This window comes from Microbacterium sp. MYb64, assembly GCF_002979495.1.
GTDB lineage: Bacteria > Actinomycetota > Actinomycetes > Actinomycetales > Microbacteriaceae > Microbacterium > Microbacterium azadirachtae_A.
This window is the reverse complement of sequence record NZ_PCOW01000002.1, coordinates 88,537-115,422: the sequence shown is the minus strand read 5'-3', so window position 1 is coordinate 115,422 and position 26,886 is coordinate 88,537. Positions and strand designations below refer to the sequence as shown.

Below are 26,886 nucleotides of genomic sequence, written 5' to 3'. Positions count from 1 at the left end.
TCGGCGGGCTCGGGGACCGGGTGAAGCGTGGAATTCACGTCACTCCCCCTCGACGCGCAGCACCGACAGCACCCGTGTGACGGCGTCGCTGTCGGCGAGCCGGGCGACGGTGTCGCTGAGCGCCTGCTCGGTGGCGCGGTGGGTGCCGATCACGATGCGGGCGGTGCTGCTCTCCTCGCCCCGCTCGATCGTCTGCAGTGCGGTCGCGATGGAGACGCCGTGATCGCTGAGGATCCCGGCCACGGTCGCGAGCACGCCGGTGACGTCCGCGACCTCGATCGTGATCTGGTAGCGCGTGGTGATGTGGCCGAACGGCGCCATCGGCAGGCTCTGCCTGGCGGACTCCCCCACGCCCACGCCCCCGGCGATGTGCCGGCGCGCGGCGGAGACGACGTCGCCGAGCACGGCCGACGCGGTCTGCACGCCGCCCGCGCCCGCCCCGTAGAACATGAGCGGGCCGGCCGCCTCGGCCTCGACGAACACGGCGTTGTTGCCGCCGTGCACGCTCGCCATCGGGTGCTCGCGGTCGATCAGCGCGGGATACACGCGCACGGAGACGGCGTCTCCGTCGTCCTCGGACAGGCGCTCGCACACCGCGAGCAGCTTGATCACGTAGCCCGCCCTGCGGGCATCGGCGATCATGTCGGCCGTGACGGACTCGATGCCCTGGCGGTGCACGTCTTCGAGCGAGACCTGCGTGTGGAACGCGAGACTGGCCAGGATCGCGGCCTTCTGCGCCGCGTCGTAACCCTCGAGATCGAGCGAGGGATCCGCCTCGAGATAGCCGAGCTCGGTGGCGATCCGCTGCGCCTCCTGAGCGCTCAGGCCCTGGCGGTCCATGGAGTCGAGGATGTAGTTCGTGCTGCCGTTGACGATGCCGAAGATCCGCTTGATCCGGTCGCCGGCGAGGGAGTCGCGCAGCGGGCGGATGATCGGGATCGCCGCGGCGACGGCCGCCTCGTACGACACGGAGGCGCCGACCTGATCCGCGGCCTCGAAGATCTCCGCGCCGTGCGTGGCGAGCAGCGCCTTGTTGCCCGTGACGACGTCGGCCCCGCTGCGCAGCGCCTGCAGCACGTAGCCGCGCGCCGGCTCGATCCCGCCCATGAGCTCGATCACGATGTCCGCGCTCTGGATCAGCGCCTCCGCGTCGGTCGTGAGCAGCTCGCGCGGCAGCTCGGCGTCGCGCGGCGCATCGATGTCGCGGACCAGGATCCCCGCGAGCTCGAGCCGGGCGCCGCTGCGCTCGGCGAGGTCGCTCTGGTGCTCGAGGAGCAGGCGCGCGACCTGGGATCCCACGGATCCCGCCCCGAGCAGGGCGACGCGGAGGGTGCGGCGGAGGCCGTCGATTTCCGTCATGCTTCTCCTTCTCCGGCGCGGGCGCCGGTGGCTTCCTTCGTCCGGCGGGCGGCGATGCCGGCGTCGCGGGAGAGGAGGTCGTCGAGGGTCTCCCCCCGCACGATCACCCGCGCCTGGCCGTCGCGCACGGCGACGACCGCGGGGCGCGGGGTGTGGTTGTAGTTGCTGGACAGCGCGTGACAGTACGCGCCGGTCGCCGGCACCGCGAGCAGGTCGCCCGGGGTGACGTCGGAGGGGAGGTACTCGTGATCGACGACGATGTCCCCCGATTCGCAGTGCGAGCCCACGACGCGCGCGAGCACCGGTGCGCCCGTGCCCTCGCGCGAGGCGATGCGCGCGGAGTACTGGGCACCGTACAGGGCGGGCCGTGCGTTGTCGCTCATGCCCCCGTCGACGCTCACGTAGAGGCGCTCTCCGCGCTCGCCGAGCGACACCTCCTTGGTGGTGCCGACCTCGTACAGGGTGACGCCGGCCTGCCCGACGACCGCGCGGCCGGGCTCGAACGCCAGCGTGGGGATCGGGATCCCGCGCACCTCGCACTCGCGCGCGACGGCCTCGACGATCGCCGTGGCGAGCTCCTCGATCGGGGTCGGATCGTCGGCCGCGGTGTACGCGATGCCGAAGCCGCCGCCGAGGTTGAGCAGGGGCAGCTCCCCGCCCTCGCGCAGCTCCGCGTGCAGATCGACGACACGCGAGGCGGACTCGGCGAAGCCGGCGGATCCGAAGATCTGGGATCCGATGTGGCAGTGCAGGCCGCGCAGCTTCAGGCTCGGGATCTCGCGGATCCGCTCGACGAGCGCGGGCGCCGCCTCGAGCGAGGTGCCGAACTTCTGGTCCTCGTGCGCGGTGGCGAGGAAGTCGTGGGTCTCCGCGTGCACGCCGCTGTTCACCCGGAGCAGCACGCGCTGGACGTATCCGTCGGACCCCGTGCCGTTGCTCGCGGCGCTGCGGCGCTCGGCGATCGCGCCGAGGCGCTCGATCTCGATCGCCGAGTCGAGGATGATCGTGCCGACGCCGGCCTCGACGGCTCGCTCCAGCTCGGAGACGCTCTTGTTGTTGCCGTGGAAGCCGATCCGGGACGGCTTGACGCCGGCGGCGAGGGCGATCTCGAGCTCCCCGCGGCTGCAGACGTCGACGCGCAGGCCCTCCTGGGTCACCCAGCGTGCGACCTCGGTGCTGAGGAACGCCTTGCCCGCGTAGTAGACGCGTGCCTTGACGCCGTGCGCGGCCGCCGCGGTGTCGAAAGCGCCCTTGATCCGCGCCGCGTGGGCGCGCACCTCGGCCTCATCGAGCACGTAGAGGGGGGTGCCGAAACGGGCCCGCAGCTCGGCGACGCCCACGCCACCGAGCTCGAGCTCTCCGTCGGCGTCGCGCCGCGCAGACGCGGGCCACACCCCCGGGGCGAGATCGTTCGGATCGGCCGGTTCCTTCAGCCATTCCGGGGCGAGCGCGTCGTCGGGCGATGCGGGAAGCACAGGGCACCAATCGTCGTGGGTGTCTCGGGTGTTCGAGCCCGGCCCAGAGCGTGCCGAGTTCTGAGAATTCTAAGGCACGGCACCGGTCCGCCCCGACGGGTGTGACGCCGCGGGACGACGGCGGCCCGGGCGGCAGAAGGCGTAGCAGGGGGGCGGCGGGCGCGTCTGATTGGATGGCGGGATGCGCGGATTCCATCACGTCGAACTCTGGGTCGCCGACGTGGGGCTGGCCGCCCCCGCGTGGGGCTGGCTTCTCGAGCGACTCGGCTTCGAGCCGGCCGATGCGTGGGCCGAGGGGCGGTCCTGGCGGGTCGGGGACGCTTACCTCACGATCTGCTCGGCCCCGGCGCTGCACGGAGAGGATCACGACCGGCGCCTGCCAGGGCTGAACCACCTGGCGTTCCACGGCGGATCCCGCGTCGAGGTCGACGCGCTCATGACCGCCGCAGCCGCGCACGGCTGGCAGCCGCTGTACGCCGACCGCTATCCGCACGCCGGCGGCCCGGATCACTACGCAGGGTGGCTGGAGAACGACGAAGGGTTCAAGGCCGAGATCGTCGCAGGCTGACGGCGCCTCTCGCCGACGACGCCGACGCTCGCCGACGACGCCGACGCTCGCCGAGGGCACGGAATCCTGCCGAAAGCACCGGATCCTCGCGCCATCAAGCCGTGCGCTCGGCAATAAGCCGTGCGCTCGGCAACAGGCCGTGCGCTCGCCATCAAGCCGTGCGCTCGGCAGCAGACGGTCCGCCCGGCGACAAGCCGTGCCCTCGGCCACGCCCCGCACAAGGCCCCTGGATCCGGCTCCCCCACTTCCGGGTCGTCCCCGTCAGCGCACCCTATGGGCTCCGCTCATGGGGACGACCCGGAAGTGGGGGGGCGGAATCGGGGCTCGGTACGCTCGGAGCATGGGCACCCGCACCGCATCCGAGGGCGCACGCGCGCAGAAGCCGTGGCTGCCGCGCACGATCGACGCCGTGCTGGCGCGCGTGCTGCGGTGGCGTCTCGCGCGCGCCTGGCTGCTGTACTCCGAGAAGCACGGCCCCGCCCTGGCCGACGGGATCACCTACCGCGCGCTGTTCAGCCTGTTCGCCGCCGTGCTGCTGGGCTTCTCCGCGGCGGGGCTGTGGCTGGCCGGCAACCCCGCCGCGCTCACCGCGCTCGTCAGGGCGGTCGACGCCGCCGTGCCGGGGCTCGTCGGATCCGGCGGCCTCATCGACCCCGAGAAGATCACCGCCCCGACCGGGCTGTCGATCGCGGGGATCGTCTCGCTCGCCGGGCTCGTGGGCGCCGCGCTCGGCGCGATCGGATCCCTGCGCATCGCCCTGCGCACCCTCGCCGGCGCCCTCGCCGACGACGTGCAGTGGTACTGGGTGATCGGCCGCAACCTCGCTCTGGCCGCCGGGATCGGGATCGGCTTCGCGCTCAGCGCGGCCGCCACGGTGGTCGGCTCCGTGGGGCTCGACCAGATCGCCGATCTGCTGGGCCTCCGCCACTCCCCTGCGACCGCGTGGACCGAGCGGATCCTGTCGCTCCTGATCGTGTTCGCGCTCGACACCGCCCTCATCGCGGGGCTGTTCTCGGTGCTCTCGGGTGTGCGCGCCGGCGCGCGCACCCTCTGGGCGGGATCCGCGCTCGGCGGCCTCGGCCTGCTGGTGCTGCAGCAGCTGTCCACCCTGTTCGTCGGCGGCGCCTCGTCGAACCCGCTGCTCGCCTCCTTCGCGGCGCTCATCGCGCTGCTGCTCTGGCTCAACCTGTCCGCGCAGGTCGTTCTGCTCACGAGCGCCTGGATCATCACCGGGGTCGAGGACGGCGAGGATCGCGACACCGGCAGACCGCGCACGTTCGCCGAACGGCGCCTCCAGCGCGCCGAACGGCTGCTCGTCGCGACCACGGCCGAGCGCGACGCGGCGCGGGACCAGGTCGCGACGGAGCGCCACGGCTCCTGACGGGCCTACTGCCCCTGGCAGGTCCCGTTCTCGAGGAGATTCGGATCCGTGGTGATCGCGCTGTCCGCGGAGAACGTCGCCACGAGGGCCTCGCCGTCCACGCGCAGCCCGCTCAGGTGCACCCCCGCCGGAAGCCGGTCGGCGATGCAGAGCTTCTGCGTGGCGAACAGCGGCTTGAGCGCGCTCGCGAACGGCGATGATGTGTCGGAGGCGTCCAGCGTCATGGCGCCGATGGTCGCCGAGGTGGGCGTGAAGGTGAGCTCGCCGCCCTCCGCACCAGGGGTGAGCGCGAGGGCGAGCGGCACGGTCGCGCCGAACAGCTTCACGGATCCGGTCGCCTTGACGTCCTTGCCGTCCAGCGTCACCGAGTCGATCGGGGTGGATCCGGCGGCCGCTGTGATGGCCTTCTCGAGCTGATCGGCCGTGATCCGGAACGTGCCCCTGGCGCTTCCCAGCTCACCGCCGCGGATCGGCACGCCCTTCGCATCGACGGCCACCGCGCTCGTGATCGGGCCGATCGCGACGCTCTTCGAGGAGAGGCGCACATCGTCCAGCCGGCCGGCCACGAGCTGCGGCAGCACGATCCCGCCGACGTTCACGTCCATCTGCTGATCCGCGGGGAGCTTCAGCGCGGTGATCACCTGCGAGCGGATCTGCTGCGCGACGACGGCCCTCGCCACGAACTCGCCGCCCACGACGAGCGCCGCGAGGACCACGACCACGATTCCGAGCACCCAGGGCCAGCGGGCACGCCGGCGCGGAGGCGGCACGGCGACGGGCGCGGACGGCAGCGGAGGCCGAGGCGGAAGCCCCGCACCGGGCGCGGCGCCTGGCGCCGGCGCCCCCGCAGCCGGAGGCAGCGGCACCGTCGGATGCTCGGGACCGAGGTCCCGCGGATACGGCTCGGTCGGGTGCGTGCCCTCTTCCGCGCCGCTCACGTCACATCCGCTCCGGCGCGGACACCCCGAGCAGGTCGAGCCCGTTGCGCAGCACCTGACCGGTGGCGTCGTTCAGCCACAGGCGCGTGCGGTGCACGTCCTCGATGGGGTCGTCCCCCTGCGGGATCACGCGGCAGTTGTCGTACCAGCGGTGGTACAGGCCCGCGAGCTCCTCCAGGTAGCGCGCGACGCGGTGCGGCTCGCGCACCTCGGCGGCGAAGGCCACGATGCGCGGGAACTCCTGGAGAGCCCCCAGAAGCGCGGACTCGGTCTCGTGCGTGAGCAGCTCGGGCGCGAACGCCGAGCGGTCCACACCGGAGTCCGCCGCGTTGCGCGCGACGTTGTGCGTGCGCGCGTGCGCGTACTGCACGTAGAACACCGGGTTGTCGTTCGTGCGCTTCTGCAGCAGCTCGGGATCCAGCGACAGCGGGGAATCGGCCGGCGAGCGCTCGAGCGAGTACCGCAGCGCGTCGGTGCCGAGCCATTCGCGCAGGTCGTCCATCTCGATGATGTTGCCGGCGCGCTTGCTGAGCCGGGCGCCGCCCACCGAGACGAGCTGCCCGATGAGCACCTCGACGTCCTTCTCCGGGTCGTCGCCGGCGGCGCCCGCGAGCGCCTTCAGCCGGTGCACGTAGCCGTGGTGGTCCGCGCCGAGCAGGTAGATCTTGTGCTCGAAGCCGCGGTCGCCCTTGTTCAGGTAGTAAGCGGCGTCGGCGGCGAAGTACGTGTACTCGCCGTTGGAGCGGCGGATCACGCGGTCCTTGTCGTCGCCGAAGTCGGTCGTGCGCACCCACACGGCGTCGTCCTGATCGAACACGTGCCCCTGGACGCGCAGCCGGTCCACGGCCTGGTCGACGAGGCTCGGCGCGCCGTCCTCGCCCTTGGCGTGCAGAACCCGCTCCGAGAACCAGACGTCGAACACCACGTTGAACTTCGCCAGCGAATCCTTCTGCTCGGCCAGCTGGTACTGGTAGCCGAGCTCACGCGCGACGAGGAGCTGCTCGCTCTGCTCCAGCGACAGGAAGTCGGGGCGATCGGCGAGCACGCGCTGCGCGATGTCCGCGATGTAGCTGCCCGCGTATCCGCCCTCGGGGGTCGGCTCGCCCTGGGCGGCGGCGACGATGGATCCGGCGAACCGCTCCATCTGCGCGCCCGCGTCGTTGATGTAGAACTCGCGCGCCACGGTCGCACCGCTCGCGTCGAGCAGGCGCGCGATCGCGTCGCCGAGCGCGGCCCAGCGGGTGTGCCCGATGTGCAGCGGCCCGGTCGGGTTCGCCGAGACGAACTCGATGTTGATCGAGCGGCCGGTCTGCGAGTCGTTGCGTCCGTACGCCTCGGCAGCGTCGACGATCACCTTCGCGAGGGCGCCGGCAGCGCCCGCCTCGAGGCGCACGTTGAGGAAGCCCGGCCCCGCGACCGAGGCCTCGGCGATGCCGTCCACGGCGCCGAGCCCGTCGGCGATCTGCTGTGCGAGCTCGCGCGGGTTCGCCCCGAACTGCTTCGCCAGGCGCATCGCGACGTTGGTCGCCCAGTCGCCGTGCTCGCGGTTGCGCGGGCGCTCCAGCACGATGTCGCCCGCGGTGAGCGCAAGGGGCTCGCCGGGTCGTCGCTCGTCCGCGATCGGGGCGAGGACGGTCAGGATCGCAGTGGCGAGGGCTTCGGGGTTCATAGGCTATCGATTCTAGGCCGTGTCGCCCTTCGGAACCGTCGTGAGAGGGCCGGGGATCCCCGCCGTCGCCCCGGCGCGCATCGCCTCGCCGATGCCCGCGCGCACCCGCGCGAGCGTGCCCTCGTCGACGTCGACACCCGCGTGCCGCAGCGCGAGCATCGTCGCGCCGGCCGCGCCGCTGTCCACGAGCACGAACGGCACGTCGCCGAAGGCCTCGGCGACGTGCGCGCGCAGCATCTGCTGCGGCGCGCCGGCTCGCAGCACGATGCTCCCGCCGATCACCACGGGCCCAGGCCCGGCCTGGACCAGTCCGAGCGTGCGTACCAGCTGCCCGCCCGCCTCGTGCAGGATTCCCTCCGCGACCGGATCATGCTCCTCCGCGGCGTCGAACACGAGGGGCGCGAACCCGGACAGCTGCACCGGCCGCTGCGCGTACAGCACGCGGATCAGGTGCTCCAGCGCGGCAGGGCGCCCGTCGTTCCCCGAGGCGTGGGCGCCCTCGCCGGCGATGCCGGCGGCCTGCAGCACGCGCGCGGTGAGCATGCTCTCCGGGCCGAGGCCGTCCAGCTCCGCGATGGCGGCCGCCGCCGCGCCGCGGCCGATCCAGAATCCGCTCCCCCGGTCGCCGAGCAGCCAGCCCAGCCCGTCCGCCGTGGCGACGATGCGACCGCCCTCCACGCGCACGGCGCTCGCGCCTGTTCCGCACACCACGCCGTAGCCGACGGGGGCCACGGCGCCGCTCGCGTACATGGCCAGCAGATCCGATTCGAAGGTCAGCGCGCCGGCGAACCCGTTTTCCTTCAGCGGATCGAGGATCCACTCCGACGCGCCGCCGCGCGAATCGTGACCCGCCATCGCCACGACCATCCCGGACACGTCCGAGAGGCTCGCTCCTCCTGCGTCGAGTGCAGAGGCGATCGCGCCGCGCACCTCGGCGAGTGCCGCGGGAATCCCCGATGAAGTCGGGTTTCCACTACCACCTCGACCGAAGCCGATCACGTGCCCCTCGCCCGTCGCGAGCACCGCCCTGGTGGAGGTCCCGCCGGCGTCCACACCGATCACGAGCATGTTGAACCCCAATTTGTTATCTGTCCTACTTGATTTTTCATCCTGGACCAGATGAGAATGTTTTTCACCCGAACCACGTCGATCCACGACGCATTTTCACCGGAGGCAATGGTGCCACTCATGCAGGACGTCGGCAACGAGTTGTCGATCACGCAGCGGATCTCGCTGCGGCGTCCGGCGATGCCGAAGGCCATGGCGAAGATCGCCGCGGTGATCACGGCGCACCCCACGGCCCCCGTCGAGCTGACCATCACCGAGCTCGCCGACCAGGCCGGCACCTCCGCCGCCACCGTCACCCGCTTCTGCCGCGCGATCGGCTTCGACGGCTACACGCAGTTCCGTGTCGGCGTCGCGGCCGAGTCCGGGCGAGGCGACGCCGGCACCACGTGGCGCACCGACATCGCCGACGACATCGGGCAGGACGACCCCGCCGACCGGGTGCTGCTCACCCTGCTCGGCCTGCACACCCGGAGCATGGAGATCACGACGCGCCTGCTGGACCTCGACGACGTCCAGCTCGTGGCGCGCGCGATCTCCGAGGCCAGGCACGTCGACATCTACGGCGTGGGCGGCAGCGGCGTCATCGCCGACGAGTTCCGCGGTCGCCTCTACCGGATCGGCGTGAACGCGCACTCCTGGTCCGACGTGCACGACGGCCTGACCAGCGCGGTGCTGCAGGACGGCTCGTCGGTCGCCGTGGGCATCTCGAACACGGGCCGCACCGAGGAGACCATCGAGATGCTCTCGCACGCCCGCGCGGCGGGGGCGCTGACCGTCGCGATCACGACCGACGCCGATTCCTGGCTGGCCTCGAGCGCCGACGTCGCGCTGATCACCGCCTCCGGCAACCCCGCGCAGCGCCCCGACGACCTCTCCATCAAGCACGCGCAGCTGCTCGTCATCGACCTGCTCTACGTCCTCGTGGCGCAGCGCACGCTCGGCCAGGCGGCGACCCGCCTCGCCGCGAGCGCGATGGCCGTCTCGGCGCACCGCCGCTCCTCGTCCCCCGTCGAAGCACCCCGCCCCCAACGAACGAAGGAGTCCACCCGATGAGCGCCTCCCCCCAGGATCTGCTCCGCGAAGCCGAGACGCGCCTCGAGCGTCTCACCGCCGACGCGCAGAACGGCGCGCTGGACGCCGCGATCGACCTGCTCGTCACCGCGCTGCGCGACGGCGGAGTCATCCAGGCGTTCGGCACGGGGCACTCCGAAGCGTTCGCGATGGAGATCGCAGGACGCGCCGGCGGGCTCATCCCGACCAACCGCATCGCGCTGCGCGACATCGTGCTGCACGGCGAGCGCCCGGCCGACGTGCTGACCGGATCCCTGGAGCGCGAGCCCTGGGTGGTCGACGAGCTCATGGCCGTCTCCCCCGTGACCGAGAACGACGTCTTCGTGATCGCCTCGAACTCCGGCGTGAACGGATCCATCGTCGGCGTGGCCCTGTGGGCGAAGGAGCACGGCCACAAGGTCATCGCGGTGACCAGCCTCGAGCACACCGCCCGCGTCGAGCCCAAGCACCCGAGCGGCAAGCGTCTCAGCGAGATCGCCGACGTCGTGATCGACAACCTCGCCCCCTACGGCGACTCCACCCTGCAGGTCACAGAGACCATCTCCGCGGGTGCGATCTCCTCGATCACCGCCGCGTTCATCGCCCAGCTCCTCACGCTCGGCGTGGCCCGCACTCTCGCCGAGGCCGGCGAGGTGCCGCCGATGTACATCTCCGCGAACATCCCCGGCGGCGACGAGCACAACGCGGCTCTCGAAGCCCGCTATCTCGATCGGCTCCGCCGCGGCGCCTGAGCGCCCCACAGACTCATCCTCTCCCTCACCCCTCACTAAGGAAGGCAACAATCACATGGAAACCAAAGACGCTTCCATCAGCCGCCGCTCGCTGCTGCGCGGTGCGGCGCTCGCGGCGGTCATGGTGCCCCTCGGCGTCAGCCTGGCGTCCTGCGCTGCCCCGGGCGGCGGCTCGGGCGGCGGTACCGGCGGCGGCACGAAGTCGGCCGACAACCCGTTCGGCGTGGCTGCGAACTCCAAGGTCGACGCCGTGATCTTCGACGGCGGCTACGGCGTGGACTACGTCGAGAACTCCGGCAAGATCATGTCGGCGAACAAGAAGCTGGACGGCGTGTCCGTCAAGGTCTCGTCCTCCACCAAGATCGCGCAGGAGCTGCAGCCGCGGTTCGTGGGCGGCAACCCGCCGGACCTGATCGACAACTCGGGCGCGAACTCGATCGGCTGGAACACGATCCTCGACCAGCTCGAGACGCTCGACGAGGTCCTGGACTCGAACAACCTCGAGGGCACCAAGATCAGCGACACGCTCTACGGCGGCGTCAAGGATCCGGGTACCTTCGACGGCAAGTTCAAGGCCCTGAACTACGTCATGACGGTGTACGGCCTGTGGTACTCCTCGTCGCTCTTCGAGGCGAACGGTTTCACCGTCCCGAAGAGCTGGGAGGACCTGCCCGCCCTCGGCGAGGCGGCCAAGGCGAAGGGCAAGTTCCTGTTCCTCTGGGGCAAGGAGGCGGCGACGTACTACCAGACGCTCGTCATCGACTCCGCGGTCATCCAGTCGGGCGACGACGTCCGCCTCCCGCTGGAGAACCTCGACCCGAAGGCGTGGTCGCACCCGACGCTGCAGAGCATCCTGAAGATCCTGTACGACCTGATCCAGGCCGGCTACATGAAGCCGGGCGGCGCAGGAACGCAGTTCACTCAGGCGCAGTCGCAGTGGAGCCTCGACCAGGCCGCTCTGCTCTACCCCTCGGGCTCGTGGATCGAGAACGAGATGAAGAAGCAGACGGCGCCCGACTTCAAGATGATGGGCATCCCGGAGCTCCCCCTGGACGGCAAGCAGACCACCCCGGCGGGCTTCATGCGCGCCGAGGCCGGCGAGCCGTTCATCGTCCCGACCAAGGCCAAGAACCCGGCCGGCGGCAAGGAGCTCCTGCGCACCATGCTGTCGAAGGAGTCGGCGACCTGGTTCGCGAAGAACAAGCTGGCTCCGACGATCGTCAAGGGCACCGTTCCTGCTGACGGCTTCGGCTCGACCGCTCTGCAGTCGCAGTCGAAGATGCTGGATGCGGCGGGCGACAACGTCTTCACGATCAAGTCGACCAACCTGTACGGCATGAACTCCGACCAGCTGCCCATCTGGAACACCTTCCTCGCGGGTGGCATGACGGTCGACGAGATCACCAAGCAGCTGCAGGCGCTGGTCGACAAGGTGAAGAACGACTCCTCTGTCACGAAGATCGAGATCAAGTAATGTCACTCAGCAGTCCGGGTCTCGACAGTGCGCTGGACACTGCCGCCGTGACTGCTGCTCGTGCGGGGCGCCGCAAGGCGCCCCGCCTCGGGCAGCGTCGCCTGACCTTCGATTACGTGTCCTTCCTGCTGGTCTTCCTCGGGCTGCCGCTGGTGATCTTCCTGGTCTTCGTGATCTCGCCGTTCATCCAGGCGGTGTACTACTCGATGACGAACTGGACGGGCTTCTCCCCGAACATGCAGTTCGTCGGCGTGCAGAACTTCGTCAAGCTCTTCCAGGATTCGACGTTCCTGCAGGCGATGGGGAACAACATCCTGCTCGCCATCGTGGTCCCGCTCATCACGATCGTGATCGCCCTGATCTTCGCGAGCATGATCACGGTCGGCGGCCCGAGCCACGGCAACGTCCGCGGGCTGAAGGGATCCAGCTTCTACCGCGTCGTGTCGTTCTTCCCCTATGTCATCCCCGCGATCGTCATCGCGATCCTGTGGTCGATGATCTACTCGCCCACGGGTCTGCTGAACGGCGCCCTCGGCGTGCTCGGCATCGACAACAAGCAATGGGCCTGGCTCGGGGAGCAGAGCACGGCCATGGGCGCCACCATCTTCGTGATCGTCTGGAGCATGGTCGGCTTCTACATGATCCTCTTCATCGCGGCGATCAAGGGCATCCCGGGCGAGACCCTCGAGGCCGCCCGCATCGATGGCGCAGGTCGCTTCCGCACCGTCACCTCGATCGTGCTGCCCCAGATCCGCGACAACGTGCAGACCGCCTACGTCTACCTGGGGATCATGGCGCTGGACGCCTTCGTGTACATGGCCGGCCTGAACTCGACGGGCGGCCCCTCGAACAGCACGCTGGTCATGAGCCAGTACCTGTTCCGCACGGCATTCGAGAAGGGCCAGTTCGGCCTGGCGACCGCGATGGGAGTCGTGCTCGCGGTCATCACACTGCTGTTCGCCGCGCTCGTGATCGGCGTGTTCCGCCTGATCGGCGGCAAGGATGAAGGAGGTCGCTCGTGAGTACCGACACGCGCGCCGCGATCACGATCGACCGGCGCAAGGGCTCCGGTCCCGCAACCCGCACCACGAAGTCGACCGGCAGCGACAAGGTGGTCGGCGGGATCTCCCACGTGGTCCTCGCCCTCTGGGCGATCGTCGTCATCCTGCCGATGCTGTGGACCCTGCTCGGCTCGTTCAAGACGACCACGGAGATCTTCAAGTCGCCGTTCGGCCTGCCCGCTGATTGGAACTTCAACAACTACGTCAGCGCCTGGGTCGACAACAACTTCGGCGGAATGTTCGTGAACACGATCATCGTCGTCGGCTGCGCGCTGATCCTGGTGATGGTGCTCGGGGCCATGTGCGCCTACGTGCTGGCACGGTTCCAGATCCCCGGCGGCAGGGTCGTCTACTACCTGATGCTCGCGGGTCTGACGTTCCCGCCGTTCCTCGCGATCGTCCCGCTGTTCTTCATCCTTCAGAGCATGCAGCTGCTGAACACGCTGCCGGGTCTGATCATCACGTACGTCGCGTTCGCGCTGCCGTTCACGGTGTTCTTCCTGTTCTCGTTCTTCAAGTCGCTGCCCTATGAGATCCAGGAGGCCGCCTACGTCGACGGCGCCAGCGAATGGCGCACGTTCTTCCAGGTGATGCTCCCGATGGCCAGGCCCGGCATGGCGGCCGTCGCGATCATGAACTTCCTCGGCCTCTGGAACCAGTTCATCCTCCCGATCTCGCTCAACACGAACAAGGACAACTACGTGCTCTCGCAGGGCATGGCGTCCTACGCGTCGTCGGCAGGCTACGCGCTCGACTTCGGCCAGATGTTCGCCGCCGTGATGATCACGATCATCCCGGTGCTGATCGTCTACGTCCTCTTCCAGCGCCAGCTGCAGGGATCCGTCTCCCAGGGCACCTCGAAGTAGTAGGTACCCCGCAACGCCCGAAGGGGCCGTCCTGTAGATCTACAGGACGGCCCCTTCTCACGTCTCCGAGGTCAGCGCCTCGTCGGCTGATGCGCCACGAAGTACTGCCGGATCTCCTCCGGTACGACCGGGATCTGCTGCGGGCGGGAGCCGGAGCAGATCGAGAGGGCGCCGGCCACTCCGGCCGCGACCGCGTCGCGAGCTGCGAGCGGGTTCGTGTCGGTCGGCCTGCCGGACCGGACGAACTCGACGAACTCGACGACGGTGAGCGGGTCGGCTCCCCCGTGCCCGCCGTCCCCTCCGTCCTCGATCGGGTAGCGGACATGCCCCTTCTCGAGGTAGTCGCTGCGCGCGTTCCAGAGGCGGATCTCTCCGCCCGTGCCGTCGTCGAAGTTCTCGATCCGCCCCTCTGTGCCGATGATCGTGTAGTTGCGCCAGTAGTCCGGCGTGAAGTGGCACTGCTGATAGCTCATCAGCACGCCGGAGTCCGTGCGCATCATGATCATCGAGATGTCCTCGACGTCGATCACAGGATTCAGGTCCTGCTGCGCGAGAGGCGGCCAGTTGTCCATCGAGAACCAGTCGCCCATGCGCCGGTCCGAGTTGTCGCGGCGGGATCCCACCTGCCCGTAGACGGCGAGGTCGCCGACGCCGACCACGGTCCGCGAGGAGGTGCCGGCGAGCCAGTGCATCACGTCGATGTCGTGCGCGCCCTTCTGCAGCAGCAGGCTCATCGACTTGTCCCGCTCGGCGTGCCAGTCCTTGAAGTAGTAGTCGCCGCCGTGGCCGACGAAGTGACGGCACCAGATCGCCTTGACCTCGCCGATCTCGCCGCGGTCGATGACGTCCTTCATCATCCGCACCACCTGCATGTGCCGCATGTTGTGCCCGACGTAGAGCTTCGAGCCGGTGCGGTAGGCGGTCTCGAGGATGCGGTCCGCGTCCTCGATCGAGATCGCGAGCGGCTTCTCCAGGTAGACGGGAACGCCTCCTTCGAGGAGCTCGACCGCAATGTCGGCATGGGTGAAGTCCGGCGTCGTGACGAAGGCTCCGTCGAACACCACGTCCGAGGCGAGCAGTTCGGAGACGGAGGCGAACACCGGGATGTCCCCGAACAGGCGCGCGGCCCGCTCGTGCGTCTGCGGCGCGGGATCCACCGCCGCGACGACCCTGCCGCCGGCGGCCGCGACGTGCAGCGCCACGCCCGCACGGGCGCCGACGCCGATCACCGCGGCACGGAACTCCTCGCTCTGCGGGGTCTGGTCGTGTTCTCTCATGTCGTTCCTTTCTGGTCGGTCGTGGCGAGGCCGGACCGGGGATATCCCGGTCCGGCCTGTTGCGACGGGCGCTAGCGCACGGTCAGCGTCACGTACTGCGAGGCGACTCCCGGCGTCTGCTGCTCGAGCCGCATGCGCTCGTTCACGTACTGCAGGGCGAGGCCGCTGTTGCGGTTGACCAGGCGGTATGTGGTGGAGCCGTCGAGCGAGGTGCCGTCGGTCGCGACGCGCTGGAGGTACCACTGGTCGCTGCCGCCCGGCGTGCCGAGGCCCGCCGAGGTCAGCGGCTGGGCGTCGGCCTGCGGAGTCCCGACGGCCACGACGGCGTCGACCGCGCGCTGCGCGGCGGGCGCGGAGCCCGTCACCTGCAGGTCCTTGCCGGTCGCGGCGTCGACGAGACGGTAGAAGCCGCTGTTCTCGCCGCTGCTCCCGCGGGCGTCCTTCACGGGCGCGAGCTTCCAGGTCGAGACCCCGGTCGCCGCCCCGTTGCCGCCGTCCAGCCCAGGACCGCGGTTCGCCGTCACGGCCTTGCCGCCGACCCGCAGCACGTAGGCCGCGTCGGCGCTCACCGCATCCCCCGCCGTGTCGCGCGGCGCGTACTCGGTGCTCGCCGCCGCCGATCCGTCTCCGGCGGTCTGCGCGATGTCGACGACCTTCCCGTTCAGATCCGAGATCGTCAGGAACGAACGGCCCGTCACGTTCTGGTTCGTCAGGCTGCCGTTGTCGAGCGAGGTGAGATAGCCGCCGTTGGATCCGGCGGGCATGAGCCCCACGACCTTCCACGAGTTCGGATCTCCGAGGTCGGCGGTCTCGTAGACGTTGCCGTCGTAGCCGACGATGCGGTAGAGCCCCGAGAACGCGTTGTACGAGATGGCCGACTCGTTGTTCGCCGACGGCAGGTACAGGTGGTTCGAGACCGGGTCCTTGTAGTAGGCGCTGTTGGTGATGAGGTCGACCGTCTGCGCGGCCCCGGTGCCGGGGTCCGTCTGGGTGACGTAGATGCCGCCCGTGACGACCTTGACGCCGTTCTCGTACTTGTCATCGACCGCCTTGAGCGTCATGTCCTGCCCGGTCACCGGGTCGCGGTACGACACGGTGCGATCGGGCGCCGACTGACCCGTGGCGTTGTCGACGATCGTGTGCGCCAGGGTGTTCGCGGTGTAGGTGCTGCCGGATGCGTCGGCGAAGACGATCAGATGGTCTGCGCCCACCTTGGCCGCCTGATACGACGCCGAAGCGGTGTCGCCGGAGCCCTTCCAGGCGATGAGATCGGTCGCCGGGTCGTAGGAGACGTTCAGTCCGCCGATGGAGTTGACGTTGCCGTCGATGCCGCCGATGCCGGGCTGCGACCACGCACCGTCGTACCACTTCTGCCAGGTGCCGCTGGCCATGCCGCCGCTGATCGGCGCGCGCGCCATCTCGGTCCAGCTGGCCAGGGTCGAGGACGCCGGCTTCTTGTAGATCTTCACGTTGTACGTGATGTAGAAGTAGCCGGTCGAGTAGTCGATGAACAGCCGGCAGCCGGAGTTCCCGAAGGGATACGACTGGCCCGGTGACGCGGTGTCGTCGATGACCTGGTCGTCGTCCCACGCCGAGGTGAGCGCGGGCCCCGCGTACTGCCAGGTGCCGCCCTCATCCTTGGACGTCGCAAGCAGGATCCGGTTGTTGTGATGCCCCGTCGAGACCTTGTCGGCGATCGTGGCGTTCGCCCCCTTGGTCTGCCACGGGTCGAACTGGAACTCATCGTTGAGCAGGGCGTGCCAGGTGCCCTGCGGATCCACCCACACGCCGATCACGTCGCAGTGATCGTCCTGCTGCGGCGACGGGATCGGGAAGGCGGGGTCCTTGTCCAGCTGATAGCAGATCGTGCCGGCGTCCGCGTAGTACGCCGGCGCCTGCGCTTTCTGCGTGGTCGTGCCCATGCCCGCGGACACGGCGCCCATGTCGGTGTTGGTGAAGGTGCGCGCCCATGCGCTCCCCGGGCTCGTGCTGTATGCCGTGAGGGCGTTGGTCCAGTGGAATTGCCCGTCCCTGCCGAGGTAGGCGGATCCGGCGATGTCGCTGGTCAGGCCGCCCTTGAGCGTCGTGCTGCCGGCCGCGGTGTACTGCGGTGGCGTCGGAGCGGTGTCCGCCTGCGCGGCGGCGGGCAGCGCGAGGGCGAGGACGGCGCCTGCGGCGAGCGCCGGGGTCAGTCGTCTCCAGCGGGCTTTGCGATCTGCGGTGCGGTGCGGTTTCATGGTGATGCCCTTTCCTATTCCTCTTCGAAGCGGAGGGTTTGGGTGTGTCCTTCCCGTTCCCCACGTCGCAAGCGCGGAACGGGAAGGCGCCCGCTCATGCGATCACACGAGCGCGACGTCCGGGTTGGGCTCGCGCGGGCCGCTCTCCTGCTCTGCGGGCACGGTCTCGAGGGCGAGCACGGTCGGCATCCCCGCGAAAGCGGGAGCCCGGAGATGGACGGTATGCGCGTCCAGCACGGTGAAGGGCGTCTCGGCGCCGTCGACGAGCGCGCGCACGGCGCGCAGCGCGAGCCCAGGAGGCAGCGCGATCGTGAGGATCCCGGAGACCGGGATCCGGGTGACGATCGCGTGCACGACGCCGGCGGATCCCTCGGCCGGCGCATCCGTCTCCAGCGGCGCCGTATAGAAGCCCCAGCCCGGGTAGTCCCACCCCGTCGCCGGACCGCTGTCGTGCACCGCCGCCCCGTTCACCGCCATCCAGGCGCCGACGGCATCGGCCAGAGCCGTCTCGACCGGCGCCAGCGAGCCGTCGCCGCGCGGCCCGAAGTTCAGCAGGAGGTTGCCGCCGAGGCTCACGGTGTGCGCGAGCTGCTCGACGATCTGCGCCGGGGTCTTCCGTCCCCGTTCGGCCCAGGCGGAGTCGTGGAATCCCCAGCTCGCCTGGGTGAGGGTGGCGCAGGCCTCCCAGTCGTGCACGGAGACCGAGCGGTCCCATGGTGCAGGGAGGCGGCGCTCGTAGCCGCTCTCGTAGTCGCCCATGAGCGCCCCGTTGGAGTCGAAGTGCCGCGCTCCCCTGTCGTCGGCACGGAGGCGGCTGTTCACGATCGCGCCGGGGATCCGCTCCTTGAGGAGCTGCTCGATCTCGTGCGTCCAGCGGCCGTTCGCCTTGACCGATTCGTCCCAGGTGCCGTCGAACCAGAAGCCGCGCGTCTGCGGATACCGCGCGGCCAGTTCGAGCAGCTGGTTCGTCGCGAAGTCGAGGTAGCGGTCGAACGCGATGCGATCGTCGTCGGAGTCGATCGCGTACCGCCAGTCGGGGTGATGCCAGTCGAGCACCGAGTAGTACAGGTGCGTGGCGAGGCCCTCTGCCCGGTACGCGTCGAGGATCTCGCCGAGCACGTCGCGCCCAGAGGGCGTGGCGGCGACGGTGAAGTCCGAGTACGCGCTCGGCCACAGGCAGAACCCGTCGTGGTGCTTGGTGGTGACCGTGACGTAGCGCGCCCCCATGCGCCTGGCCGTGCGGGCCCATTCGGCCGGATCGAACCCGTCGAGCGTGAAGTCCGCGGCGAGCGCGGCCCAGTCCTCCCGGCTCACGTGCGCCGACTGCATGAGGAACTCGGCGGCGAACTCGATGGTGCGGCCCCGCCAGGTGCCCGCCGGGATCGCATACAGCCCCCAGTGCACGAACTGGCCGAACCGATCGGCGCGGAACGCCTGCATCGTCGAATCCTGTCGGCGCTCGGCAGAGGTCGCGCCGTAGCTCAGCGGGATCATCGTGCCTCCCCGCGCGGACCGGTGAGCCCGGGATGCCCGTCCCAGGGGACGAAGGTCTCGAGGTCGAACTCCGCTGTCGCGCCGGAGGCCCAGTCAAGGCGCACGCGTGTGCCGTCGACGTCCACCCGCACCCGGTCGCGCCAGCCCTGCGGATCCACGGCACCGCCGCGTTCGAGCACGTGCAGTGTGATCACGACGGTGCGATCCGTACCGGTGCGGCCTCCGATCGCGGGGGTCGCGGAGTGGGGCCCCATCGCGTTCGCCTCGCGGTAGGCGAACACTCGAGCACGGTCTGGAGAGACGCCGGCCCCGGAAGCTTCGGCGGGCACAGGGGCATCCCAGCCGTGCAGACCGACGATCGCCGCGAGCAGGCCGTCGCGGCCTCGCGCCCACGCGCCGCCCTCGAAGACCCCGGTCGCGAGCTCGACGTCGTCGGCGACGGCCCAGCCGCCCTCGCGCATCGCCCAGGGCTGGTCCGTCTGCACGAGGTGCGCACGCACCTCGGCCGTGCCGTCCCCGGCCGTGACGGTGGTCACGGCGGTGCCCGGCAGGGCGCGGCGATGCCGCTGCGGCACGTGCACGGATCCGGAGAGCCCGCCCTCGACGCGGGTGGCCCGCAGGGCGCTGCGCCTGCTGCCGGCGCCGTCGTCGTCGAGGAGCGCGAAGTGCGAGTCGATGGCCTCGGCCCAGGCCGGCCCGGTCCCCGGCGCGGTGTGCGTCGAGTACGCGAACTTCGCGTAGTGCGGGTCGTCCCGGTCCTCATCCTCGCCGACGGGCAGCGTCGCGTGGTCCGAGCCGTGGTTCGCCATCCGCACGATCCCGTCCGAGGCTCCGCGGAGCACCCAGCCCACGGGTTCGATCGGGGCGGTGAACGCTCCGCGGTCGGAGGGCTGCGCCTCCTCGACGGCGGTCCAGACCGGCGCGGTCGCGGGCTGCGCGAGCCCGAGGAAGCCGATGCCGGCCAGGTACGGGGAGCCGAAGCCGCTGTAGTCCTGGCACATCGGCTCGAACTCGCCGTACCAGCCCAGGGTGAGCGGGCCGTCGGCGCCGACCCCCTGCGCGGTGAAGCGCGCGAGCACGCCCGAGGCGATGCGGCGGGTCTGGCCGGGGGTGAGCGCGCTCGCCCCCGACGCGTCCGCGCACCAGAGCGCCGCGAGCGCAGCCGTGCGGTAGGTCAGCGAGCGGCCCTGATGCAGGAGAGCGCCGTCGGAGGCGACCATGTGCGCCTGCGACGCGGTGAAGTCATGGAGGCGCTCGAGATATCGCTGCCCCTCCGGCGTATGCACGGTGTCCGTCATGCGGTACCAGGCCCAGAGGTAGGGGTGGATCGCCCACGCGTTGTAGTAGTCGACCGCGTGCTCCGGGCCGTCGGTGTACCAGCCGTCGCCGAGGTACCAGCTCTCCACACGCGCCACGTTGCGGATCGCGTGCAGTCCTCGTACGTCCTCGTCGACCGAGCGCAGGAACCCCTCCGCCATGGCCGGGAACAGCTGCCAGTTGTTCTGCCACACCTCGCAGCGGGCGTGATGACGCAGCCAGTCGGCGATCTGGAGCTGCTCTGGCCGGGTCAGGCCCGACCACAGCCGGTCGCGGCTGACGTGAAGGGAGAACGCGACGTTCGCGGCCTCGACGATCGAGTTCGTGATCCCGGTCAGTGGCAGGCGGCAGCTGACTCCGCGAGGCCACTCCTCCTCACCTCCGGGCCTGGTTCCGGCCAGCAGCGCGCGGGAGTAGTACTCCAGGTGCTCCTGGACGACCGGCTCCCCCGGATCCGCGGCGCCCGCGATGCGCGGCGCGGCGAGCAGGAACGACCGGCCGACGGCCTCCATCCCCTCGCGCCGCGGCCCGTCGCCGGTGATGCGTCCTGGCAGGCGCGGCAGGGCGCCCTCCGGGCTGGCGTAGCGGCGCACCTGGCTCAGCCAGTCGTCCGCCACCGCCTCCCACTGCGCCCTGCCCCAGCCCGTGAACGGGGAGAGGACCGGATCCATCGCGATCGTCGTCGAGATGTCTTCCCTCACGGTTCCCTCTCCCCCGCTGCCCTCTCCCGCGTTCACGGATCCGCTGCGTCTCAGGCGCTCGGGGACGGGCTGGCCGTCGCGCCGCTCAGCGCCTTCTGGAACTCGGAGCGGATGGCGTCGCCGCCCGCGCTCTTCCACGTCGAGATCGCGCTCTTCACGTCGTTCAGCGAACCACGTCCGGCGATGAAGTTGGTCACCGCGTCGGAGACGGGCTTCGCGATCGTGAGGCCCTGCTTCGCATTGGTCGGGCTGAACAGACCAAGAGTCGGATCCGCGACGCCGATCGGGACGAGCTTCGTGTACGCGTCGTGCAGCACCTTGATGGCGTCGGTGAACTGCGGCGAGTACAGCGTATTGGGGCCGGCCGCCAGGTACTTCCACGGCACCGCCGTGTTCAGAGCCGCCGCGGGCGTCGGGATCGGGTTGCCCTTGGCATCGCGGGCGTAGTCCGTGCCCTCGGCGCCGTAGTTCATCAGGAGGTACTCCTCGCTGCCGAACGGCGCCGCCAGGAAGTTCGCCACCTGCAGGACCTGTTTGATGTGGTCCGTGCTGCCCTTCTTCACCATGGTCCAGGCGAAGTCGATGTTGTCCAGCCACACGGTGGCCTTGCCGCCCGTGGCGCTGAACGGAATGAACGGGGCGACCTTGTTCGCGGGGTTCGCGGCCGGAACGGTCTGCTGGTATCCGCCCGGCTTGCCGAACGCCGGCAGCCCGTCGTAGATCTGCGCGACCTGGCCGGAGATGAACGCGTTCGACATCTGCGACTTGGTCCAGCCCTCGCTGCCCGGGGCATAGCATCCTGCGGCGTAGAGCTTCTGAACGAAGGAGACCATCTCCAGGTACTCCGGCGTCTCGATGTCCTTCACGAGCTTGCCGCTCTTCATCGTCCAGTTGAACGGGACGTGGAAGATGTGCTCGAACGGGATCAGACCGAACTTGGTGCTGCCGAGGGCCCAGCGGTTGGCCCCGGTGAGCTGCTTGGCGAGGGAGAGGTAGTCGTCCGCGTTCTTGATGGCCGAGGTGTCTGTGACACCGGCGGCCTCGAAGAACGTCTGGTTGATGAAACCGGATCCGCCGGTCATCCCGCGAGGGATCGGGATGCCGTAGAGCTTGCCGTTCTGCACGGCCGGCTTCCAGAACGCCTGTGGGATGTTGGCGAGGTTCGGGTAGTCCTTGGACTTGTCGCCCGCGAGGAACGGGGTGAGGTCCTGACAGGCCGACTCGAGGAAGCCGATGATGTCGGCGATCGCGGCGCCGTCGTTGAGCATGAGGTCTGGCATGTCACCGCCGGCGATCACGGTGTTGAGCTTGGTGTCGTAGTCGTCGCTCGAGACCGCGGTGATGTCCACCGTGCCGCCGAGGCGCTTGTTGATCTCCTGCCAGGCCGGGTTGGAGGCCGCCGGCGTGGGCGGCGGGCCGAAGATGTTCGTGATCGCGGTGACCTTCTGACCCTTCAGGAACGGCGCCGGCACCGAGCGGAACGGCTTGGCCGGGTAGTTGAAGAAAGCCGCGGGGACGCCCTCGGCGGTGCCCGCGAGATCGGGGGTGGCGCCGTTGAGCGGGATGTACTTCGGCAGCACCGAGGCTGAGGCGGCGGAGGCGTTGAGCGCGCCCTTCGTGCCGCACCCCGCGAGGGAGCCCGCGGCGACGATGCCGAGGACGCTGAGGGCGGCGAAGGACAGGAAGGTCCGCCGGTTCGTTTCGAGAGCCACGATGGGCTCCTTTCTGTACAGAGAGGTGGATCGATCGGGTGGAGCGGGCCTCAGCCCTTGACGGCGCCGGTGAGGACGCCCTTGGTGAAGTACTTCTGCAGGAACGGGTAGACGAGCAGGATCGGGATGACGCTGATCACGACGACGGCCATCTGGATCGCCTGGGACGGCGCGGAGATCTCGCCGACCGAAGCGGTGTCGAGCGGGGACCCCAGCAGCACGTACTGGCGCAGGATCATCGACAGCGGCCACATGTCGCTGTTCAGGTAGAGCATCGCGTTGAAGAACGCGTTCCAGTAGGCGACCGCGTAGAACAGGCCGACCACGGCCAGCACGCCCTTGGAGAGCGGCAGCACGATCTTGACGAGGATGCGGAAGTCGCCGGCGCCGTCGATCCTGGCCGCTTCGAAGAGCTCCTGCGGCAGACCCATGAAGAACGAGCGGACGACCACGAGGTTGAACGCCGAGATCAGGGTGGGCAGCACCAGCGCCGCGTAGCTGCCGAGCAGTCCGAGCTGCTTGACCATGAGGAAGCTCGGGATGATGCCCGGGGTGAACAGCATCGTGAACAGCGCCGTCAGCAGGATGAACTTCCCGAACGCGAGATCGCGACGCGAGAGCCCGTAGGCCATGCCGACGGTCGCGGCGAGCGAGCACAGCGTGCCGATCACGGTGATGAGCATGCTGCGGATGAGGGCGCCGGTGACGATGCCGCCGGAGAAGATCGTCTCGTAGGCGGCGAACGTCGGATGCAGCGGGAAGAGCACCAGGCCGTTGGCGTTCGCGATGTCGGTGCTGTCCGAGAGGCTGGTCGAGATCACCGTGAGGAACGGGTAGAGCGTCGCGATGCAGATCAGCGTGACCACGACGGCCTTGCCCGTGATCCCGATCCTGCTGGGCTTCTCCATCCACGCCGGCCGCGCCGACTCCGCCTGACGGTTCCTGCGTCGAGTACGGGGCATGACGACCGCCCTGGTCGTCAGCTGCACGTCACTTGCCACTGGAGTACACCCCTTCCTGGCCGAACAGATGAGCGACCTTGTTGGCGCCGAGCACGAGCGCGAGGCCCACGATGCCCTTCACGAGACCGACGGCGGCAGCCGGGCCCCATTGCCCGTTCTGGATGCCGTGGTAGTAGACCCAGGTGTCGAGCACCTCGCCGGCGCCGACGCCGACGTTGTCGCGCTGCAGGACGATCTGCTCGAAGCCGACCGAGAGGATGCTCCCCAGGTTCAGGATGAGCAGCAGGATGATGACCGGCATGATCCCGGGGATCGTGATCGTCTTCATGCGCTGCCAGGGACCAGCGCCGTCCACGGCCGCGGCCTCGTACAGCTCCTGGTCGATGTTCATGAGGGCCGCGAGGAAGATGATCGTGCCCCAGCCCGCGTCCTTCCAGGCGGACTGGATCGACACCAGGAACGGGAAGAACCAGGGCGTGGTCATGGCCTCGAACGGCTGCATCCCCAGCGCCTGCATGAGGTGCGGCACCACGCCGGTCGCTCCGAGCACCTGCCCGAAGATCGACACGATGATCACCCAGCCGAGGAAGTGCGGCAGATAGACGACGCTCTGCACGAACTTGCGGATCCGGTTCGACATGATGCTGTTCAGCAGCAGCGCCAGCACGATCGGGATCGGGAAGAACAGCACGAGCTGGAGGCCGGTGATCACCAGGGTGTTGCGCAGCGCCTGCCAGAACGTGGGATCCCCGAAGATCTTCACGAAGTTGTCGAATCCGACCCACGCGCTGTCGATGAAGCCGAGGTAGGGCTGGTAGTCCTCGAACGCGACGATGTTGCCGGGAAGCGGCAGCCAGTGGAACACCACGAAGTACAGGAAGCCCGGCGCGATCAGCAGGAGCATGACCCTGTCGCGCTTGATGCGCTCCCAGAGGCTGCGCTTGCGGTGCGCGGGCACGCCGTCCGCCGATGCGGCCCGGCGGCGGGCCTTCGATGCGGAACGCGCGGGTTGCGCGCCTGCAGCGCCATCGCCCTGAGTCGTCGTGCCCTGCACGAACGGCTCGCTGTAACTGCTCATCTTCGACCTCGACCTGAGACGGGGAAACTTCATCGGTTCTCCGCAAGTGCTAGAAAGCGCTTGCTGTGCTGTGAACGTACCCGACGGATCTGCGAGTGTCAACGCCGAGGGAGGATTTCAGCGAAACATTGATTTTGAGAGGATCCACGCCCCTTGATCTCACCGCGACGCTGGACGGAATGCATAGTATGCGCTTACTATCTGGATGCAGAACGAAAGGATCGTCGTGGATCACAACCCCCAGACCGCCCGCCCCGCCGCCGTGGTCGTCATGACGGAGGGCTCCTTCCTCGAGGTGTTCTCCGAAGACGCGCTCGCACGGCTGCGGAACACGGTGGAGATCGTGGGGCCGCTTCCGATCACGGACTTCTCCGTGCCCGAAGCCCGGGCGGCGCTGCGGGAGGCGCGCGTCATGCTGACGGGCTGGGGGGCGCCGCGCATCGACGCGCGCGTGCTCGACCTCTCCCCCCAGCTCGAGGCCGTGGTGCACACCGCCGGCACCGTGAAGACCTTCCTCGACGCCGAGGCGTTCGGCAGGGGCATCAGGGTGAGCACGGCGGCGGCGGCGAACGCCACGCCCGTGGCCGAGTTCACGTTCGCCGCGATCGTGTTCGGACTCAAGCGCGCGAGCCGCTTCGCGCATCAGCTGCACACCACCCGGCGGCACCGGACCGTCGAAGGCATCCCGCCGATCGGCACGAACGGCGTCACGATCGGAATCCTCGGCGCCTCCAGGGTCGGGCGCGAGGTCATCGCCCTGGTGTCCCGGCTGGACGCGCGGATCCTCGTCTGCGATCCCTACCTGACCGCCGCGGAGGCCGCGCGGCTCGGCGTCGAGGCGGTCTCGCTCTCCGAGATGTGCCGCCGCAGCGACGTGCTCACCCTGCACGCCCCGAGCACGCCGGACACCCGCCGCATCATCGGCGCTCGCGAGCTCGCGCTGCTGCACGACGGCGCGCTCATCGTGAACACCGCCCGCGGCGCCCTCATCGACACGGAGGCCCTTTCCGCGGAGCTCGTGAGCGGGCGGCTCGACGCATATCTGGATGTCACGGATCCGGAGCCGCTGCGGGCGGACTCGCCGCTGTACTCCCTGCCGAACGTGGTGATCACCCCGCACATCGCGGGCGCCCTGGGCAATGAGATCCACCGGCTGGGCGACTCGGCCGTGCGCGAGGTCGAGCAGTACGTTGGTCGAGGGATCCTCGCGCATGAGCTCCGTGCCGACGAGCTGGCGTACACCGCCTGACCGATGCAGAGCACCACGCGAGGGATCGGGCCGACGGCCCACGAACGGAGGATGGGATGACGACGCAGGACGATCGCGCCACGGTGGGCGCCATGCACACCGTGACCATGTCCGATGTCGCCGAGCGGGCCGGCGTCTCGTCTGCCACGGTCTCCCGTGTGCTCAACGGCAACTATCCGGTGGCGCAGGCCACGCGCGATGTCGTGAACCGGGCCATCGAAGACCTCGGCTACACCGCGAACGCGCACGCCAGAGCGCTCGCGAGCTCGGCGACGCACAGCGTCGGGATCATCGTGAACGACCTCGTGGATCCGTTCTTCTCCTACATCGTGCGCGGCGTCGAGCAGGAGGCCTCCGCCACGGGCAGGCTCTGCATCGTGGCCGCATCGCAGGGCGACGTCGACCGTGAGATCGACCTGATCGACCGCATGATCAGCCAGCGCACCGACGCCGTGATCGTCGTCGGAGGAGGCTATGAAGACCCGCGCGCCCGCCGCCGGATGGCCGAGCGCGCGCGGACGCTGGCCGGCATCGGGTCGACGCTCGTGCTGTGCGGCCGTCCCTCGGTGGGTGAGCAGGCGCCGACCAAGATCGTCGGTTACGACAACGAGGGCGGGGCCTTCGCCGTCACCCAGCACCTCATCGCCCAGGGCCATCGCCGGATCCTCTACCTCGGCGGTCCGATCGGGCTCTCCACGAGCGTCGCCCGCCTCGCGGGCTTCCGCCGCGCGATGCAGTCGCACGGCTTCGACGTCCCCCCGGAACTCGTGTACCAGGGCGCGTTCGGGCGCCGTTTCGGCCACGCCACGATGGGCGAGATCCTGGACGGGAATCCGGAGATCACTGCGGTCTTCGCGGCGAACGACCTGGTCGCGGCCGGCGCGCTGGACGCGATGACCGCGCGCGGCGTGCGCGTGCCGGAGGACATCTCCCTCGTGGGCTACGACGACATCCCGCAGTCCAGCGAGCTCACCCCCAAGCTCACCACCGTGCACGTGCCGCTCGAGGACATGGGGCGCGAGAGCGTGCGGCTCGCGCTGAGCCGCACCGACGACGCCTTCGGCCGTCACGCGGACGGCGAGATCATCGTGGGGACCCGCCTCGTCGAGCGCGAATCCGTCGCCCCGCCGCGGGCGACGCCGTGGGCGCCGGGCCGCTGACCGCGGCGCGTGAGGGGACGACGAAGGGCCGCCCTGAA

General features: G+C 69.7%; 21 protein-coding genes. 9 read left to right on the top strand and 12 right to left on the bottom strand.

Translation table 11 applies throughout. The features are described 5' to 3' along the window. Positions 1-39 precede the first annotated feature (39 nt). Positions 40-1,359: a homoserine dehydrogenase gene (locus CQ044_RS02680; RefSeq protein WP_105686671.1), complete on the bottom strand. Its 1,320-nt coding sequence runs from the start codon at positions 1,357-1,359 to the stop codon at positions 40-42. Next, entirely contained in the window at positions 1,356-2,834 is a 1,479-nt protein-coding gene (gene lysA, locus CQ044_RS02675) for a diaminopimelate decarboxylase (RefSeq protein WP_105686669.1), read from the bottom strand. The genes CQ044_RS02680 and lysA overlap by 4 nt, the downstream gene beginning before the upstream one ends. Positions 2,835-3,015: 181 nt before the next feature. On the opposite strand from lysA, the gene CQ044_RS02670 reads away from it, so the two are divergent. Beyond that, positions 3,016-3,402 carry a VOC family protein gene (locus CQ044_RS02670; protein ID WP_105686668.1) on the top strand — a complete coding sequence of 129 codons (387 nt, stop codon included), beginning with the start codon at positions 3,016-3,018 and terminating at the stop codon, positions 3,400-3,402. Positions 3,403-3,742: 340 nt separating this feature from the next. Continuing rightward, positions 3,743-4,783, top strand: a complete 1,041-nt coding sequence (locus tag CQ044_RS02665; RefSeq protein WP_105686667.1) for a YhjD/YihY/BrkB family envelope integrity protein — start codon at positions 3,743-3,745, stop codon at positions 4,781-4,783. A 5-nt stretch (positions 4,784-4,788) separates the two neighbouring features. Here the strand turns inward: CQ044_RS02665 and CQ044_RS02660 are convergent, their stop codons facing one another. The 3 genes from CQ044_RS02660 to CQ044_RS02650 are packed head-to-tail and all read right to left on the bottom strand — an operon-like array spanning position 4,789 to position 8,458. Then, complete coding sequence (locus CQ044_RS02660) at positions 4,789-5,721, bottom strand: DUF2993 domain-containing protein (RefSeq protein WP_105686665.1); 933 nt, start codon at positions 5,719-5,721, stop codon at positions 4,789-4,791. A 1-nt stretch (position 5,722) separates the two neighbouring features. Continuing rightward, a complete protein-coding gene (gene argS, locus CQ044_RS02655; RefSeq protein ID WP_105686663.1) occupies positions 5,723-7,390 on the bottom strand; it encodes an arginine--tRNA ligase in 1,668 nt (555 codons plus the stop codon). Between the two features lie 12 nt (positions 7,391-7,402). Next, on the bottom strand, positions 7,403-8,458 hold the full coding sequence (locus CQ044_RS02650; RefSeq protein ID WP_146116722.1) for an N-acetylglucosamine kinase: 1,056 nt from the start codon (positions 8,456-8,458) through the stop codon (positions 7,403-7,405). Between the two features lie 120 nt (positions 8,459-8,578). Here CQ044_RS02650 and CQ044_RS02645 point away from each other — a divergent pair, with 120 nt between their 5' ends. Genes CQ044_RS02645 through CQ044_RS02625 form a run of 5 tightly spaced genes read left to right on the top strand, consistent with a single transcriptional unit; the run spans position 8,579 to position 13,661 of the window. Continuing rightward, positions 8,579-9,511: a MurR/RpiR family transcriptional regulator gene (locus CQ044_RS02645; protein ID WP_258133151.1), complete on the top strand. Its 933-nt coding sequence runs from the start codon at positions 8,579-8,581 to the stop codon at positions 9,509-9,511. Continuing rightward, positions 9,508-10,260: a sugar isomerase domain-containing protein gene (locus CQ044_RS02640; protein ID WP_045273885.1), complete on the top strand. Its 753-nt coding sequence runs from the start codon at positions 9,508-9,510 to the stop codon at positions 10,258-10,260. Before CQ044_RS02645 ends, CQ044_RS02640 begins: the two co-directional genes overlap by 4 nt. A gap of 55 nt (positions 10,261-10,315) precedes the next feature. Further along, a complete protein-coding gene (ngcE, locus tag CQ044_RS02635) occupies positions 10,316-11,734 on the top strand; it encodes an N-acetylglucosamine/diacetylchitobiose ABC transporter substrate-binding protein (RefSeq protein ID WP_105686660.1) in 1,419 nt (472 codons plus the stop codon). Then, complete coding sequence (locus tag CQ044_RS02630) at positions 11,734-12,756, top strand: carbohydrate ABC transporter permease (RefSeq protein ID WP_105686658.1); 1,023 nt, start codon at positions 11,734-11,736, stop codon at positions 12,754-12,756. Before ngcE ends, CQ044_RS02630 begins: the two co-directional genes overlap by 1 nt. Before the next feature lie 20 nt (positions 12,757-12,776). Beyond that, the gene (locus CQ044_RS02625) at positions 12,777-13,661 is read left to right on the top strand and encodes a carbohydrate ABC transporter permease (protein WP_374954845.1); all 885 of its coding nucleotides are present in this window, start codon (positions 12,777-12,779) and stop codon (positions 13,659-13,661) included. A 71-nt stretch (positions 13,662-13,732) separates the two neighbouring features. Here the strand turns inward: CQ044_RS02625 and CQ044_RS02620 are convergent, their stop codons facing one another. From CQ044_RS02620 to CQ044_RS02590, 7 genes are all read right to left on the bottom strand, one after another. Continuing rightward, positions 13,733-14,938, bottom strand: a complete 1,206-nt coding sequence (locus tag CQ044_RS02620; RefSeq protein WP_105686657.1) for a Gfo/Idh/MocA family protein — start codon at positions 14,936-14,938, stop codon at positions 13,733-13,735. Positions 14,939-15,009: 71 nt separating this feature from the next. Next, complete coding sequence (locus CQ044_RS02615) at positions 15,010-17,175, bottom strand: RICIN domain-containing protein (RefSeq protein WP_105686656.1); 2,166 nt, start codon at positions 17,173-17,175, stop codon at positions 15,010-15,012. A 102-nt stretch (positions 17,176-17,277) separates the two neighbouring features. Next, on the bottom strand, positions 17,278-18,669 hold the full coding sequence (locus CQ044_RS02610; protein WP_258133135.1) for an alpha-L-fucosidase: 1,392 nt from the start codon (positions 18,667-18,669) through the stop codon (positions 17,278-17,280). Next, a complete protein-coding gene (locus tag CQ044_RS02605) occupies positions 18,666-20,687 on the bottom strand; it encodes a DUF2264 domain-containing protein (RefSeq protein WP_258133134.1) in 2,022 nt (673 codons plus the stop codon). Before CQ044_RS02605 ends, CQ044_RS02610 begins: the two co-directional genes overlap by 4 nt. A 50-nt stretch (positions 20,688-20,737) precedes the next feature. Next, positions 20,738-22,399 (bottom strand): extracellular solute-binding protein, encoded by a 1,662-nt coding sequence (locus CQ044_RS02600; RefSeq protein ID WP_181158156.1) that lies wholly within the window; start codon positions 22,397-22,399, stop codon positions 20,738-20,740. A 50-nt stretch (positions 22,400-22,449) separates the two neighbouring features. Continuing rightward, a complete protein-coding gene (locus CQ044_RS02595) occupies positions 22,450-23,400 on the bottom strand; it encodes a carbohydrate ABC transporter permease (protein ID WP_258133133.1) in 951 nt (316 codons plus the stop codon). Next, the gene (locus CQ044_RS02590; RefSeq protein ID WP_219844904.1) at positions 23,390-24,439 is read right to left on the bottom strand and encodes a sugar ABC transporter permease; all 1,050 of its coding nucleotides are present in this window, start codon (positions 24,437-24,439) and stop codon (positions 23,390-23,392) included. The genes CQ044_RS02595 and CQ044_RS02590 overlap by 11 nt, the downstream gene beginning before the upstream one ends. Before the next feature lie 226 nt (positions 24,440-24,665). Between CQ044_RS02590 and CQ044_RS02585 the strand changes: the two genes are divergently transcribed. Together CQ044_RS02585 and CQ044_RS02580 are read left to right on the top strand one after the other, a co-directional pair. Beyond that, positions 24,666-25,688 carry a hydroxyacid dehydrogenase gene (locus CQ044_RS02585; protein ID WP_258133132.1) on the top strand — a complete coding sequence of 341 codons (1,023 nt, stop codon included), beginning with the start codon at positions 24,666-24,668 and terminating at the stop codon, positions 25,686-25,688. A gap of 56 nt (positions 25,689-25,744) precedes the next feature. Then, positions 25,745-26,848 carry a LacI family DNA-binding transcriptional regulator gene (locus tag CQ044_RS02580; protein ID WP_219844902.1) on the top strand — a complete coding sequence of 368 codons (1,104 nt, stop codon included), beginning with the start codon at positions 25,745-25,747 and terminating at the stop codon, positions 26,846-26,848. The last annotated feature ends 38 nt before the right edge of the window (positions 26,849-26,886 follow it).

Bases quoted from the DNA above. Each gene is read 5' to 3' on its own strand.
- CQ044_RS02680 (WP_105686671.1), bottom strand. From the start codon at position 1,359: ATGACGGAAATCGACGGCCTCCGCCGCACCCTCCGCGTCGCCCTGCTC.
- CQ044_RS02670 (WP_105686668.1), top strand. From the start codon at position 3,016: ATGCGCGGATTCCATCACGTCGAACTCTGGGTCGCCGACGTGGGGCTG.
- CQ044_RS02665 (WP_105686667.1), top strand. From the start codon at position 3,743: ATGGGCACCCGCACCGCATCCGAGGGCGCACGCGCGCAGAAGCCGTGG.
- argS (WP_105686663.1), bottom strand. From the start codon at position 7,390: ATGAACCCCGAAGCCCTCGCCACTGCGATCCTGACCGTCCTCGCCCCG.
- CQ044_RS02650 (WP_146116722.1), bottom strand. From the start codon at position 8,458: ATGCTCGTGATCGGTGTGGACGCCGGCGGGACCTCCACCAGGGCGGTG.
- CQ044_RS02645 (WP_258133151.1), top strand. From the start codon at position 8,579: ATGCAGGACGTCGGCAACGAGTTGTCGATCACGCAGCGGATCTCGCTG.
- CQ044_RS02640 (WP_045273885.1), top strand. From the start codon at position 9,508: ATGAGCGCCTCCCCCCAGGATCTGCTCCGCGAAGCCGAGACGCGCCTC.
- ngcE (WP_105686660.1), top strand. From the start codon at position 10,316: ATGGAAACCAAAGACGCTTCCATCAGCCGCCGCTCGCTGCTGCGCGGT.
- CQ044_RS02630 (WP_105686658.1), top strand. From the start codon at position 11,734: ATGTCACTCAGCAGTCCGGGTCTCGACAGTGCGCTGGACACTGCCGCC.
- CQ044_RS02620 (WP_105686657.1), bottom strand. From the start codon at position 14,938: ATGAGAGAACACGACCAGACCCCGCAGAGCGAGGAGTTCCGTGCCGCG.
- CQ044_RS02615 (WP_105686656.1), bottom strand. From the start codon at position 17,175: ATGAAACCGCACCGCACCGCAGATCGCAAAGCCCGCTGGAGACGACTG.
- CQ044_RS02610 (WP_258133135.1), bottom strand. From the start codon at position 18,669: ATGATCCCGCTGAGCTACGGCGCGACCTCTGCCGAGCGCCGACAGGAT.
- CQ044_RS02590 (WP_219844904.1), bottom strand. From the start codon at position 24,439: ATGAGCAGTTACAGCGAGCCGTTCGTGCAGGGCACGACGACTCAGGGC.
- CQ044_RS02580 (WP_219844902.1), top strand. From the start codon at position 25,745: ATGACGACGCAGGACGATCGCGCCACGGTGGGCGCCATGCACACCGTG.